This is a genomic window from Brenneria sp. L3-3C-1 (genome assembly GCF_016456245.1).
Taxonomy (GTDB): Bacteria; Pseudomonadota; Gammaproteobacteria; order Enterobacterales; family Enterobacteriaceae; genus Brenneria.
This window is the reverse complement of record NZ_JAEMHF010000005.1, coordinates 1-13,732: the sequence shown is the minus strand read 5'-3', so window position 1 is coordinate 13,732 and position 13,732 is coordinate 1. Positions and strand designations below refer to the sequence as shown.

13 protein-coding genes, 1 tRNA gene and 1 pseudogene are annotated in these 13,732 nt (G+C 45.5%); 13 read left to right on the top strand and 2 right to left on the bottom strand.

The features are described 5' to 3' along the window. The first annotated feature begins 42 nt into the window (after positions 1 to 42). The 5 genes from cutA (at position 43) to JG725_RS11715 (ending at position 4,297) form a co-directional block, all read left to right on the top strand. Positions 43 to 375, top strand: a complete 333-nt coding sequence (gene cutA / locus JG725_RS11735) for a divalent cation tolerance protein CutA (RefSeq protein ID WP_172290220.1) — start codon at positions 43 to 45, stop codon at positions 373 to 375. Continuing rightward, the gene (locus JG725_RS11730; protein ID WP_199378127.1) at positions 351 to 2,051 is read left to right on the top strand and encodes a protein-disulfide reductase DsbD; all 1,701 of its coding nucleotides are present in this window, start codon (positions 351 to 353) and stop codon (positions 2,049 to 2,051) included. Before cutA ends, JG725_RS11730 begins: the two co-directional genes overlap by 25 nt. Before the next feature lie 43 nt (positions 2,052 to 2,094). Further along, complete coding sequence (locus tag JG725_RS11725; protein WP_172290222.1) at positions 2,095 to 2,670, top strand: transcriptional regulator; 576 nt, start codon at positions 2,095 to 2,097, stop codon at positions 2,668 to 2,670. 128 nt (positions 2,671 to 2,798) lie between these two features. Continuing rightward, a tRNA-Phe gene (locus tag JG725_RS11720) sits at positions 2,799 to 2,874 on the top strand. 163 nt (positions 2,875 to 3,037) lie between these two features. Further along, positions 3,038 to 4,297: an integrase arm-type DNA-binding domain-containing protein gene (locus tag JG725_RS11715; RefSeq protein WP_199378124.1), complete on the top strand. Its 1,260-nt coding sequence runs from the start codon at positions 3,038 to 3,040 to the stop codon at positions 4,295 to 4,297. Between the two features lie 903 nt (positions 4,298 to 5,200). On the opposite strand, the gene JG725_RS11710 is transcribed toward JG725_RS11715, so the two are convergent. Then, entirely contained in the window at positions 5,201 to 5,422 is a 222-nt protein-coding gene (locus tag JG725_RS11710; protein WP_010301503.1) for a helix-turn-helix transcriptional regulator, read from the bottom strand. A gap of 120 nt (positions 5,423 to 5,542) precedes the next feature. Here JG725_RS11710 and JG725_RS11705 point away from each other — a divergent pair, with 120 nt between their 5' ends. The 3 genes from JG725_RS11705 to JG725_RS11695 all read left to right on the top strand — a co-directional run bounded on the left by JG725_RS11705 (position 5,543) and on the right by JG725_RS11695 (position 8,890). Next, the gene (locus tag JG725_RS11705) at positions 5,543 to 5,803 is read left to right on the top strand and encodes a helix-turn-helix transcriptional regulator (RefSeq protein ID WP_039477842.1); all 261 of its coding nucleotides are present in this window, start codon (positions 5,543 to 5,545) and stop codon (positions 5,801 to 5,803) included. A 103-nt stretch (positions 5,804 to 5,906) separates the two neighbouring features. Then, positions 5,907 to 6,173 (top strand): helix-turn-helix domain-containing protein, encoded by a 267-nt coding sequence (locus JG725_RS11700; RefSeq protein WP_116227391.1) that lies wholly within the window; start codon positions 5,907 to 5,909, stop codon positions 6,171 to 6,173. 485 nt (positions 6,174 to 6,658) lie between these two features. After that, positions 6,659 to 8,890 carry an AAA family ATPase gene (locus JG725_RS11695; protein ID WP_125232379.1) on the top strand — a complete coding sequence of 744 codons (2,232 nt, stop codon included), beginning with the start codon at positions 6,659 to 6,661 and terminating at the stop codon, positions 8,888 to 8,890. A 166-nt stretch (positions 8,891 to 9,056) separates the two neighbouring features. Here the strand turns inward: JG725_RS11695 and JG725_RS11690 are convergent, their stop codons facing one another. Continuing rightward, positions 9,057 to 10,199, bottom strand: coding sequence for a Fic family protein (locus tag JG725_RS11690; RefSeq protein WP_130640106.1), 1,143 nt, complete (start codon positions 10,197 to 10,199; stop codon positions 9,057 to 9,059). Positions 10,200 to 10,722: 523 nt separating this feature from the next. Here JG725_RS11690 and JG725_RS11685 point away from each other — a divergent pair. The 5 genes and pseudogenes from JG725_RS11685 to JG725_RS11665 form a co-directional block, all read left to right on the top strand. Beyond that, positions 10,723 to 11,175, top strand: a pseudogene (locus JG725_RS11685) (tyrosine-type recombinase/integrase); the annotation flags it as partial. A 79-nt stretch (positions 11,176 to 11,254) separates the two neighbouring features. Continuing rightward, entirely contained in the window at positions 11,255 to 11,473 is a 219-nt protein-coding gene (ccdA, locus tag JG725_RS11680) for a type II toxin-antitoxin system antitoxin CcdA (RefSeq protein ID WP_199378122.1), read from the top strand. A gap of 2 nt (positions 11,474 to 11,475) precedes the next feature. After that, positions 11,476 to 11,781, top strand: a complete 306-nt coding sequence (ccdB, locus tag JG725_RS11675) for a type II toxin-antitoxin system toxin CcdB (RefSeq protein ID WP_199378120.1) — start codon at positions 11,476 to 11,478, stop codon at positions 11,779 to 11,781. A gap of 401 nt (positions 11,782 to 12,182) precedes the next feature. Next, positions 12,183 to 13,058, top strand: a complete 876-nt coding sequence (locus tag JG725_RS11670; RefSeq protein WP_199378119.1) for a hypothetical protein — start codon at positions 12,183 to 12,185, stop codon at positions 13,056 to 13,058. Beyond that, a complete protein-coding gene (locus JG725_RS11665; RefSeq protein WP_199378117.1) occupies positions 13,042 to 13,608 on the top strand; it encodes a hypothetical protein in 567 nt (188 codons plus the stop codon). Before JG725_RS11670 ends, JG725_RS11665 begins: the two co-directional genes overlap by 17 nt. Positions 13,609 to 13,732 lie beyond the last annotated feature (124 nt).

Genomic DNA, 13,732 nt, shown 5'->3' with positions numbered 1-13,732 from the left:
CAAGGTATAGTGTCCGCACGTTCACCTGAAACCGAGGCCACGATGTCCGACCGCCCTGCCTGCGATGCCGTCGTCATACTCTGCACCGCGCCTGACGAGTCTTGCGCACAACGGCTTGCCGCATCGCTGTTGGAAGAACGGCTCGCCGCCTGCGTCACCCTCTTGCCCGGCGCCCGCTCGTTTTATCACTGGGAAGGCAAGCTTGAGCGGCAATCAGAAATACAAATGCTGATCAAAAGCGACACGTCACATCAACAGGCTTTGCTGGCTCATCTGAAACAACGCCATCCCTATCAGACGCCGGAACTGCTGGTGTTGCCGGTATTGGGTGGCGATAGCGATTATCTGACATGGCTCAACGCATCTTTACGCTGATTTTCCTGATTTGGGCGACATTTGGCGCCACGATCACGGCGGCGCCGTTTGCGCAAAACGCGCCTGCGCAGTTTTTGCCTGTCGATCGGGCTTTCGCCTTTGATTTCCAGCAGCGGGATAACCAACTGGTTGTCCGCTGGGATATCCAGCCGGGCTATTATCTGTATCGGCAGCAGATCAAGATTGAAGGAAACCGGGCGGTTATCGGCCAGCTTGATGTTCCTGCCGGCCTCAGTCATCAGGATGCGTTTTTCGGTGAGGTATTCATCTTTAAACACCAGCTGGCGCTGAATATTCCGCTGATTCGGGCGGATAACGCCGCAACGGTTCAGGTCACCTATCAGGGTTGCGCTGATGCGGGTTTCTGTTATCCGCCGGAAACGCGGGTTATCCCCATAAGCCAGATTTTACCGGCATCTGACGGCGGCGCGCGCCCCTCTCAACCACCGCGGGAAACGCCATTGCCTTTCTCTCCCTGGTGGGCGTTGTTAATGGGTATCGGCGTCGCCTTTACCCCTTGCGTACTGCCGATGTATCCGCTGATCTCCGCGCTGGTGCTCGGCAGAAAAGAACAACTTACGCTTCGCCGAACTTTCCTGCTCGCCATGACCTATGTTCAGGGAATGGCGCTGACCTACACGCTGCTGGGGTTGATTGTCGCCGCCGCCGGGCTGCGTTTTCAGGCCGCGCTGCAACATCCTTATGTGTTGATCGGCCTGTCGGTGCTGTTCATCGCGCTGGCGCTGTCGATGTTTGGTCTGTACACGTTGCAACTGCCTTCTTCCATGCAAACCCGGCTGACTGAATGGAGCAATCGCCAACAGGGAGGATCGCTGACGGGCGTGTTCGGCATGGGCGCGCTGGCTGGGTTAATTTGCTCCCCCTGCACCACCGCGCCGCTCAGCGCGATCCTGCTCTATATCGCCCAGAGCGGTAATCTGCTGGCCGGCGGCGGCTCGCTGTATCTGTACGCGTCAGGTATGGGGCTGCCTCTGATCCTGATCGCTTTGTTCGGCAATCGCCTGTTGCCGCGTAGCGGCCCGTGGATGCAATACGTCAAAGAAGCGTTCGGTTTCGTCATTCTGGCACTGCCCGTCTTTCTTCTTGAGCGCATACTGGGTGAAAGTTGGGGGATGCGGCTATGGAGTCTGCTTGCCGTCGCGTTCTTCGGCTGGGCGTTCACGCTGAGTTTGCGCAGCCATAAAGGCTGGATACGCGGCGTGCAGTTATTGCTGTTGGCGGGATCGTTAATCGCCGCTCGCCCTTTACAGGACTGGGTATTCCCTCCCCTGGGTTCAGAACAGCGACATTCGTCCTCCGCTTTGGATTTTATGCCGGTAACCACGATTGTCGGGCTGGAAAATGCGCTGACGGAAAGCCATCAACCCGTCATGCTCGATCTTTACGCTGACTGGTGCGTTGCCTGTAAAGAGTTTGAAAAATACACGTTCAGCGACGGTAACGTGCAACGTCATTTATCGCGCATGCGGTTATTACAGGCGGATGTTACCGCAAACCGCGCGGAGCAAAATGCGCTGCTGAAAAAATTACAGGTTTTGGGGCTGCCGACGATTTTATTTTTTGATGCGCAGGGGAAAGAGATCCCCGGCTCACGCGTGACCGGCTTTATGGATGCGGAAAGATTTCGGGCGCATTTGCAGAAGTTCGTCCCTTAAACGACACTTCTTATCTGATAACCGCTCTTCTGAAGGAGAACCCATGCAACGGGAAGAAGTTCTTGAACATGCCCTCACTCTGCTAGAGCAGCACGGTTTCGCCATGACCACTCTGGAGATGCTGGCGCAAAAACTGGATCTATCGGTAACAGAGTTACAGCCTTTTTGGCCCGATCGCGAAGCCCTGCTTTATGACAGCCTGCGCTATCACGGCCAACAGGTGGATACCTGGCGGCGGCAACTGCTGTTGGACGAGGCGAAAAGTATTGAGCAAAAACTTCTGGCGCGATATCAGGTTCTGTATGACTCGGTAAAACAGGGCCGTTATCCCGGCTGCCTGTTTATCGCCGCCTGTAGCTTCTTTCCTGATATTACTCATCCGATTCATCAGATTGCGGAACAGCAAAAACTGGCCTCTTACCGCTATACTCGCGATTTACTGGAAGCGTTGGAGACGGACGATCCGGAAATGGTGGCGCAGCAGATGGAACTTATTTTGGAAGGATGCCTGAGCAGACTGTTGGTAAAGCGTCAGATATCCAGCATAGAGACAGCCCAGCGGCTGGCTGAAGACGTATTGCGCTTTTCATTATGTCGCAAGAATGGCGCATTGACCTGATATCGGCAACAATGCGTGATGCGCGGCTTGTGCTTTGGCTGAAAAGTCGGCAGTCAGCAGTGTTTTCCGCGCTTTAGCGCATAAACCCGTTGACGACGCGCAGGCAATACGGTTTAATGCGCCCCGTTGCCCGGATAGCTCAGTCGGTAGAGCAGAGGATTGAAAATCCTCGTGTCCTTGGTTCGATTCCGAGTCCGGGCACCATATTTTTGTTTTGGGACGTTCCTATGCGTCCGGGAACATAGAAAAATCAGTGAGTTGATGAAAATCTGGAGTACCTCAAGGTACTACCAGATTTTTTGACATCCATAGTTTTTGGGGGCTTAATTGGGGGCCTGTCGGTTCGATAAACTACGGAGCCCCCACCATGCCTCTGACTGATACCGCCATCCGCAACGCCAAGCCGCTCGATAAACCTTACAAACTCAGCGACGCGCAGGGCCTGTACCTGCTGATTAAACCTAACGGTTCCAAGCTCTGGCATCTTAAGTACCGCTTCGGCGGCAAGGAGAAGAAGCTGGCGTTTGGTGCTTACCCGACGGTATCGCTTGCCAGTGCCCGTAAACTGCGTGAAGAAGCCCGGACTATTCTCAGCGCTAGGGACGATCCCGGCGTAAAAAAACAGCACGACAAACAGGCGAAGAAAAACGGCAATACCTTTGAAGCCATTGCCCGTCAGTGGGTGGGCGCTAATATTCGCTGGAGTGAGGCACACGCTGCCAAAGTCCTGCGTTCACTGGAACTGCACGCTTTTCCGCTCATCGGCAATGTCCTTGTCACCGACCTGAAAACCGCCAACCTGCTGATCCCGCTGCGGGTAGCGGAGAAAAAGGGTTGTCTGGAAACGGCTGCACGAATACAGCAACGTACGACAGTCATCATGCGTTACGCCGTACAGGAAGGACTGATTGCCAGCAATCCGGCCAATGATCTCTGCGGCGCTATCACCCCGCCGCCGAAAAACCATTACCCTGCCCTGCCGCTGGAAAAGTTGCCGGAACTGCTGGAAAGAATAGAAGGCTATTCAGGCAGACTGCTAACAAGGTTGGCGGTACAGCTTAATTTACTGATCTTTATCCGCTCCAGTGAATTGCGTTTTGCCCGTTGGACGGAGATCGATCTGGATAACGCCATGTGGACACTTCCCGCACAGCGGGAAGCTATCGCTGGCGTGCGTCACTCAGAGCGCGGCGCAAAAATGAAAACACCGCATCTGGTGCCGCTGTCAAAACAGGCGGTAACGATACTGAAGCAGCTAAAACTGTTGTCCGGCAACGGGGAATTACTCTTTCCCGGCGATCACGATGCCCGTAAGCCAATGAGTGAGAACACCATCAACAAGGCGCTGCGCACAATGGGTTATGACACACAGGTGGATATCTGCGGACATGGCTTCCGCACGATAGCGTGTAGTGCGTTGATCGAATCAGGTCGCTGGTCAAAAGATGCTGTGGAGCGGCAGATGAGCCATCAGGAGCGCAATCACGTCCGTGCCGCCTATATTCACAAAGCGGAACACCTCGACGAACGGACTCAGATGATGCAATGGTGGTCAGATTATCTCGATGCCTGCCAGCATCAATTCATCCCGGCTTATCGCTTTGAGAAGTCGATTAAGGTTGCCTGAGCCAGACTGATACACCGATGGAATAAGTCGCTTCTAATCGAACAGAGGCGACTTATCTTGTTTCTCTACGCCGCTGTTGTATCAGGGCTGAGGCGGAGCGCAGCAGAGCGAGCACCGAACATCCCTGATACAACAGCGGATTTTTCACCATCGCAATTACCCGTGTTTACAGGGACAAGTGATATGACAGGCTGCGCTTGTATGGCTTTTTAATGGATGCGAACAGCAGAAATTAAAAAGTGGCGTGAGGCGAGTAAATTCCATTTCGCAGAAATGGCTAATTTGCGTCGTCCGAACCCACCCGCGAGCGTTTCCCCCAAGGGAAACCGAGCAGGCCGGGGGGAGCCGAATAAATTTTGCCGCCCCAGCGAGCAAAAAGACGCGCCCACGCGTCGGTTTATTTGGGGGGCTTGCCCCGCACACCGTCGCCGCTAAGTCTCCGGCCACAAGCCGGTAGCGAGGCGCGACCAACCCATTTAAAGCAGCGTTTCCCGTTATTTCGCACCGAGCCAGCGAGGAAAAGAAATAACAGGCTAAAACGCGCGTCTTAAAGGGGTTGGTCGCGCGTAGCGCGCGACGGTGTGCCGCCGTTGACGTTGGGGGTTTTGGCGTGGCGTCCAGCCGCGACATTACCCTCATGTGCCAGGCAATAAGGGCGTCCAGCCCGCATGAACTGGAGCACGCCGTTTTGTGCCGGGAAATATATTTTCCGGCACAGGGCTGCATTGCTGCCACTGCATTCGCCTCATACGCTCGCCGCATATACTTGCCCCATACCATGGGGCGAAGTCATGGTGTGAGAGCATGGGGCGAACAACAAAAGTAAACTGCCGTGCTTCGCTTGCCTTCTCCCGAACCGTTACCGACCTAGGTTGATAACGGTTCGGGAGATCCTGTTTTACTTTAACGATCTTCTGACTTGCGGTAACGGGAAGGCCAGATTTCCGCCGGTGAAACCCCCAGCGCTTCCGCAATCAGCTTTTCCCCTTTCGGCCAGTGTTTTGTTAACGCGTTTGCCAGCGTGGAAGACGCTAACCCCGCTTCTCGGGAAACCGCTGCCAATGTTGTTCCCTTCTTTCTTAACCCGGCGATGATATCTGCCGGGTGCCAATCCTTATCAATCATCTCCATGATCCTTATTTTGTGGCCTCACATTAAACATCATCTGTTCAGATAGTCTAAACAACTACGATGTTAAGTAATGCTAAACACTAAGTCAATGTATGATCATTGATGGTGTAATGGATGCTGCCTACTCGTCTCAAAGCCGCCCGACTACGGGCTAATCTAACTCAGGAAAAATTGGGAGTTCTTGCTGGCATTGAAGAAGAAACTGCGCGGTCCCGCGTGTCTCAATATGAAGGTGGGATACATCGTCCAACATTTGAAATGATGTGCGCATTTGCAAAGGTACTTAATGTGCCGGAATGCTACTTTTACACCGTTAACGATGATTTTGCTGAGATGGTTCTGGAGCTTTACCTTAAACATCAGAGTCATTCTTAACGAATGCAAATAAATCCCCTCCCCTATTGTTCAGGAAGTCTAAGCAACCTACATGTAAAGTAGTGCTAAACATGCTATCAATATCCTTATTGATGGTGCCATCATGTTGCCCATTCGCCTTAAAACGGCTCGTTTACAAGCCAATCTCACTCAGGAAAAGCTAGGCGTACTGGCTGGCATTGAGGAAGCCACTGCACGATCACGCATATCCCAATATGAAAGCGGTATACATCGCCCAACATTTGAGATGATGTGCGCGTTTGCTAAAGTGCTTAATGTGCCGGAGTGTTATTTTTATACGGTTGATGATAATTTTGCTGAAATAATTTTAAAATTACATAATGGTGAAATAGTTCAGTGGGAAAAATAAATTAGTCCATATGATTATTTTGAAAATTAAACTAATAATATAATAAATAATTTTTTAACAACCAGTTAGGGGAGAAATCTTAAGAGTAGTGGAACCGGGTAGAGCTGGTTGCGACACTCCCCCCGAGCTCACCATAATTCGGCATAGCTAAGCATTGCGACATAAAAAATACGTAAGGCGAGTCATATATCACTAATGTAGTATTCGGGAGGCGAATCCTGGCACCTGAATTTTCAGGCAGGCAGATATGCCTAAAGCTACGAGTAATTGACGGCAAAAAATTTTGACTCACTCAAGATCTATAGTGAGACGAGTCAATATAATTATCGCATACAAAAATGTGTCTTAAGTCACATTTAAGATAACACATAATGGTAAAATAATTATCTCATTTATGCTTTATCGACCATTGCCCGCTCAGAATTCCCCATCGTATAATAAATGACATGGATCATCGTTCCTGTAGCTGACTAGAAGGTATTAACATGATAACGAGCATTAATATTCAGAATATCGCAACTTATACTAGGCCTTCCATACTTAATGATCTACGAAAAATTAACTTCATATTTGGAGCAAATGGTACAGGAAAGACAACAATTAGTCGTGTGATTGAGCAAGCTACAGGTCATGAACATTGCTTCTGTCAATGGACTGGCGGAACACCTCTAGAGGTGATGGTATATAACAAGGATTTCGTGGATCGCAATTTCAATCAGGAAAATACAATCAAAGGTATTTTTACTTTGGGTGACAATCAAGTTGAAGCTGAAAAAGAAATAGCCAAACTAAAGCCTGAATTGGAAAAATTAGATAAAGATATAAACAAGCTTAATATTCAACTTGAGGGTGAAAACCAGTCTGGAGGAAAGAAAAAAGAAGTCATCGAATTAGAAAACTCCCTTCAAAATCAATGCTGGAAAATGAAACAAAAATACGACACTATCTTTCAACAGGCTTTTACTGGCTTTCGTGGTAGTGCTGATAAATTTAAACAAAAAGTACTAATAGAAAAATCATCAAATAATGCAGAGGTTGTTAGTTTTGATATTCTTAAAGAGAAATCGGAAACTATTTTCTCAGAAAATCCGGATAAAAGAGAGATACTACCAATAATTAACGCACAACCATTAATGGACATGGCATTATTAGATATTCTAAAAAAATCGATCGTCGGCAGTCAGGATATTGATATTGCAGCAATGATTAATAAGTTAGGTAATAGTGACTGGGTCAAGCAGGGGATATACTTCCATCAACATAATGATAATCATTGCCCTTTCTGCCAGCAACCAACCGATAAAATATTCGCGCAAAGCCTTAAAGATTTCTTTAATGATAGTTATGAAGCTGAATTACGCGTAATAACACAGTTAGCTCATAGTTATCAGAAAGCGATTGAAGAAATTTCATCTACTCTTCAGACTATCATTACCATTCAATCCGTTCACTTAGATCATACCCTTTTCGACGTTTCTGTTAGAGCATTAAAAGAACGAATGGAGAGCAATCTCAAACTTATTCACGAAAAGCAACGGGAGCCCAGCAGGAAAATAACGTTAGAACCTCTTGACCATTTTTTTAACCCATTAAGCGAACAGATAGATGCTGCAAATGCAGCAATAACCAAACATAATCTCACAGTTGATAATCTACAGACAGAGAAAAAAAAGCTTACAAATCAGGTATGGAAATTTATTTTAGAAGAACTTAATCCTCATTTAAACACCTATAATTCCAATAAGATACAGTTACAGAATGTAGTAAATGGGATGCAATCCAGTCTCGAAGAAAAAAAACGCAGACGGAATGATATTGATCGACAGATTAAAGAGCAGGAAAAAAGTTCAACATCAATATTGCCTACCAAAGATACTATCAATGCTTTACTAAATTCATTTGGATTCACATCATTCAGTATCGACATTGTAGATGAAAAAGGTCATTATAAAATATGCCGCAGCAACGGAGATGATGCCAGCCGTTCACTTAGTGAAGGTGAAAAAACATTCATTACATTTCTGTATTTTTACTCACTAATTAAAGGTGCGCAAGCATCATCTGGAATAACTCAGCCAAGAGTGGTTGCTTTTGATGATCCAATATCCAGTTTAGATAGCGACATACTATATATCGTTAGCAGCTTAATTAAGGGTATTTTTGACGAGATAAGAAATAATAAAGGATACATTAGGCAAGTTTTCATATTGACACACAATGTCTATTTTCATAAAGAAATCAGCTATCACCCTAAACGCCCTCGTGATAATGTTCTGGCTGAGGAAACTTTCTGGATGGTAAAAAAACAAGCAGACACCTCATATATAGAGAGATGTGATAGCAATCCTATTAGATCTGCTTATGAATTACTTTGGGAAGAAGTAAAAAAACCTAATCTATCCAGTATAACATTACAAAATACTTTGAGGAGAATTCTAGAAAATTACTTCACTATGTGGGGTGGCATGTCAAAGGATAATATATGCGAACTATTTCAGGGAAGAGATAAATTAATTTGTCAGTCATTATTCTCTTGGGTAAATGATGGTTCTCATTCAATACATGATGACTTATATATTAATCATGGAGAAAGAACAAATGAGGTTTACTTACGTATATTCAAAGATATATTCACAAAATCAAAACAAATTGGCCATTATGAACTCATGATAGGAATAACTGAAGTTTCACCAAATTTAATAGCCGAACAAGCATGATATAGATAATATTTTTGGTAGCCTTAAAATAGGCTACCACCTATCTTTCCATTTCATACTAAGACCATTAAAACACTAAGTACAGCTACATTTACTTTCTGGTACAAATGACATAGTGCATTAAGATCAACTATTTTCCCCTGCTCCACAGCAGAAAATATTTAAATCACAAATCAGGAATAAACCCTTCTTCACGTAGTACCTTAATCACCCCGCGGATCAGATATGAGTTAGAAAACTTCGCCGTATAGGTACGAGCCCCCTCTTCCACTGGTTGGAGCAGTCCCCGGTCAATCAATTTACCGAGCTGATAAGTCACCTGCGCTGGTTTTAGATCAGGTAAAGCGGTACGGAGATCACCCGCTTTTATCGTCCCCAACTCGACAACGCGTTTCAGAACTTTAGATTCCAACCGGTTTATTAGCCCTCTTTCAGATGAAAAGTCGATCGCCGGATACAGTATTTTCGTACTCAAAAAAGCATGGTTTGTCAGTTGATCGACTTTCTTCAACTCAGATGAAATTCCCGAAAGTACATATAAACACCATTCTTCTAAGCCCCGCTCTGTTCCCTTATCCGCTAACGAAAGCATGGCATAATAACGCTCACGATCATTACAGAATACCGCTGTCGGATTAAGAACCCGTCCACCTGCCTGAACATTAAAACCATACTTGATCAATAACGCATAGGTTAGCAGTCTGACCGTTCTGCCATTACCGTTACCGAATGGGTGTATCCAGCCAAAACGGTGATGCACCAGTGCAATTTTCATCAGATCATATTTTGGTTTATCAGCACGGTTAATAAAGCTGGTCAGTTCTGACATATAGTCAGGAACGTGGATATGATCCGGCGGTAAATGGTCAGACTGAGCGATGCTGACGTTATGTTGTCGATAGGCACCGGGCGTTCTGTCGCCTTCCTGTTGCAACCCGACAACCGCCAGACTATGTAGCTCGCGGATAAAATATTCCGTTATCTCATCACCATTATTTAGATGCTCGTCGATGAATTCCATCGCGGCTTCAATATTGTTGATTTCTTTGAGCTGATCCGTCGAACTCTGTGTTCCTTCGACTTTGCTTTCCACATAGTCGGCAAGTGTCGTGTGGTTTCCCTCAATCCTCGCAGAACCCAGACTCTCCAGCATGTGGAAAACGGCTTTCAATTGCGCAAACAGGATAGGGTGAACATCCGTTTCCAGCCTCAGATGCCGGAGGATCTCCAGTTCCGTCAGCGCATCGACCAAAGGGGAGTCAAAGTTGGGGTTCAGAAGCGAAAGTTCAAAGTGATTAAATTGAGCCATGATATGTAGTTATCTCAAATAGAGTATGAGAACATCTCAAAATAATAGCAAAAATACCAATATAATCCATATATTATAGATCACATCATTTATTATTATCTCAAAAATTACCAATCCTACATATCAAGTCTACGTTTAAAAGATATTCAACACAGAGAGGTATCGGCTGTTGCCTGCACAGGAGATGAAACCACGTTTTTAGCGCCATTAACCGCTAAAACACCGATTCATCGTGACAACCATCACAAAAACAAAACGATTTTTTATGGGGGCTTTCGCGGGGGCGCTGTTTACGATAAATATCAACAAAATAGATAATTAACAGTATGTTAATCGTGAGTATGATTCCGAGTCCGGCACCATCTTTCCTTTTTTATGCCTCCTTATAAATCCCCATTTGTATGTAATTCAATAAGTTGGCGTAAAAATCTTTCCCGATGCGTTTTGGTTTATCCCTTCGTATCTGGAAAATTTGGGGTCAGATTGCGGGTCTTTCAGTTCGATGAAACGGAGAGACCCATCTATGGCCCTGAATGACAGTAAAATCCGCGCAGCCAAATCCCGCGCAAAATCCTACAAACTTTCCGATTCGCAAGGTCTGTACCTGACGGTATCCGCCAGCGGCGCTAAGCTATGGTATTTCCGCTATCGCTTCGCCGGTAAAGAAAATCGTCTGGCCTTTGGCCCTTACCCTCAGACTACGCTGGCGGAAGCCCGCGAAAAGCGCGACGCGGCGCGTAAGCTGCTGGCGTCCGGCATCAGCCCTGCCCTGATCCGCAAAACGGATAACACCATAGTTGATGAATCCCACACCTTTCAATACATCGCCACCGCATGGCACACCAGTTGTCTTAAGCTCTGGTCGGGCGTTCACGCTGATAAGATCCTCACCTGCCTGAAACGCTACGTTTTCCCTGATATCGGCGCGATGGATATTGCTCTGATTGAGACCCGACATCTGGCACAGTTGGTTAGGTTGGAGTTCAATCTTGGCTAATTGCTGAACAACCATGCTGAGTATATACTCAGAGTATACATAGAAGAGGATCACTATCATGAAACACCGTGTCAGCCTTACCGTGGACAAAGACAATTATCAGGTTCTGAGTGCTGCCGGAGTCAATATTTCCAGTCTGGTGAACGATGCCATTGGCAAAGAAGCCCGCCGTATCAAGGCTGAAGAGTGGAAGAAGGAAAACCGTGAAGGGATGGAAGAAGTCGCCAGATTTATCGCGCAGAATGGCTCCTTTGCGGATGAAAACAGGAACTGGTGATCATGCAATTCATTGTTTATGAATACAAAAGAGCCAGTCACTACAAAATGTTTATCGATGTGCAAAGCGATATTGTCGAGACACCAAAGCGGCGCATGGTCATTCCGATTATCGAAGCGCATCACCTCTCTGAGAAAGTGAATAAAACACTGTTCCCGCTGATCCGCATCGACGACGAAGATTATCGGCTGATGACGACTGAACTATCGAGCGTTCCCGTTGAGGTCATTGGTGAAGTGATTGCGGATCTTGGCGACTGCGCGGATGAGATCAAGGATGCTATTAATCTTATGTTTTGGGGGATTTGAGAGGGGTTCAGAGTGTTAGAATCGAAACTTATGCATAGCACTCATGTTGAAGATCTCGAAAAGTGAATGGTTGGGTTAAGCGGGATGCTTACACGCTGACGCTGCGTGATTAAGATGAGCCGTGTGCAAAGGCTTTGGATATGGTGCCTGCGTTGAACAAAAATGACGAAGACAGGCCTGTCTGAAAGCGTGCGTATAGCTTAAAAAATCAACCAGCTAAAGAGATACTCGCCCGATACCGGCTTTATCCAACAAAGCCCTAACTAGCTTCAAACCCGAATTATTTCAAAAATTGGGGAGGTGTATATTAAATCAATCTATTATCTGATAAAGTCAATGTCTAAATCCTATCGTTTAGTTTCTATTAAACCCAAAAAGTTAAATTATATAAGGTGCCTTAATTGGAATTTAATATCTGGAAAATAAAATTTAGCATCTCTCGTAATAGCAAAAATGACTTAGCTCCTGACAAGTTACTTTATGATCGAAAATATCTTAAAAGTTTTCTTCGTCCTTATTTCGACAACAAGTCAGCCAACATAGGGATTCTGCTATCGCAAATCAGTATTCTTGTTACCATAGGGTACACTATGCTTGTATCTGACATAAGTTCTAAATGGGGTATTGACAAGGGTATTTGGATGTTTTTGTCTATATTCGTCTTTTCGTCTTTAATAATATGGTTTATATATATAGTATATAAAATATTAGTGACGCCAAGTTACGAAAAATTCCTTCAGGTATTAGCAGGACAGTCCACAACCCGAGACGAACGCCGATTTGCATTTTTGATACTAGCAATTGATAAAGATGATTCTTTGAGATTGTTAGTAGAGTATTCTAAAATATGGGACTGTTGGCTGCTCCCTAATTTTGGAAAGAGTAGATCTGCTGATTTTGACTCAACTGATAAGCTAAGCAGTGCATTAGCAGATAAATGGGGTGCTTCTAGCGAAGATATCACAGTCACACCCGTTAATGATGATTTGATTAGTACAAAAATATCTTACAAAAGCAATAGTCTTACCACGTACTATTTCGACATTTTCTTTGTAAAAATATCAGAAAAACTTTCAAGAAAAATGCTAACAATGGACTTAACCCTCCCCGGCGGGAAATATTCATGGAAGACGATTGGCGAATTGAAAGAAGATAATCGTACTTTTGAAAGAAACCTTGATGTCATTGAACATGTAGAGCAACGAATTTTTGCAAACGGCAGGCCAGGTATATCAATACCTCATCATTTGGAGTTAAATAATGAAGCGATTGATTAATGAACTTAATAAATGGCACAATGAAGAGCTAAGCGATAAAAGGCTTATTGATATACTGACAGACTATGTAAGTCCAATAGAAATGCAGGAATACATATATTCTCTGTTAGCTCAGAATGACTTGGATATTATAGGGTATGAGCATCAACTCGGTTTTTACAAATTTGTAATTGCAGAGATCCCGGGGGCATATCCTCGCCGAATACGTCTACATTTCTGGAAACTAGGTAAAATAGGAAAGGATGTACATGACCATATTGCTTCTATTGCTTCCAGAGTTCTGCATGGAACTCTACTTTCCAGGAGGTTCAATCTACACGAGAATGGCGAAGAATATTATCGACAAACATTCATGGCTGCAGGACCTCATTGTGAGCCAAATGTACAAAACCTGGAAGTAAAAAATATCGTCTTGATTGACGAGTTTCAAATAAACTCGGGGGAAATATATTACGTTAATTTTGAAGAATTACATAGCATCGAGCCAATGTCAGACTATGCAATTACGTTAGTTCTTCAAGATTCGCCCGTCGAACGTGATATTAATTGACCTGCTCCCCGTTGATTAGTACACACCGATGTTAGTAATGTCTTCATAAGCCACATGAGGACATCCCCATGAAGAAGCGTTTTTCCGACCAACAGATCATCAGTATTCTCCGCGAGGCTGAAGC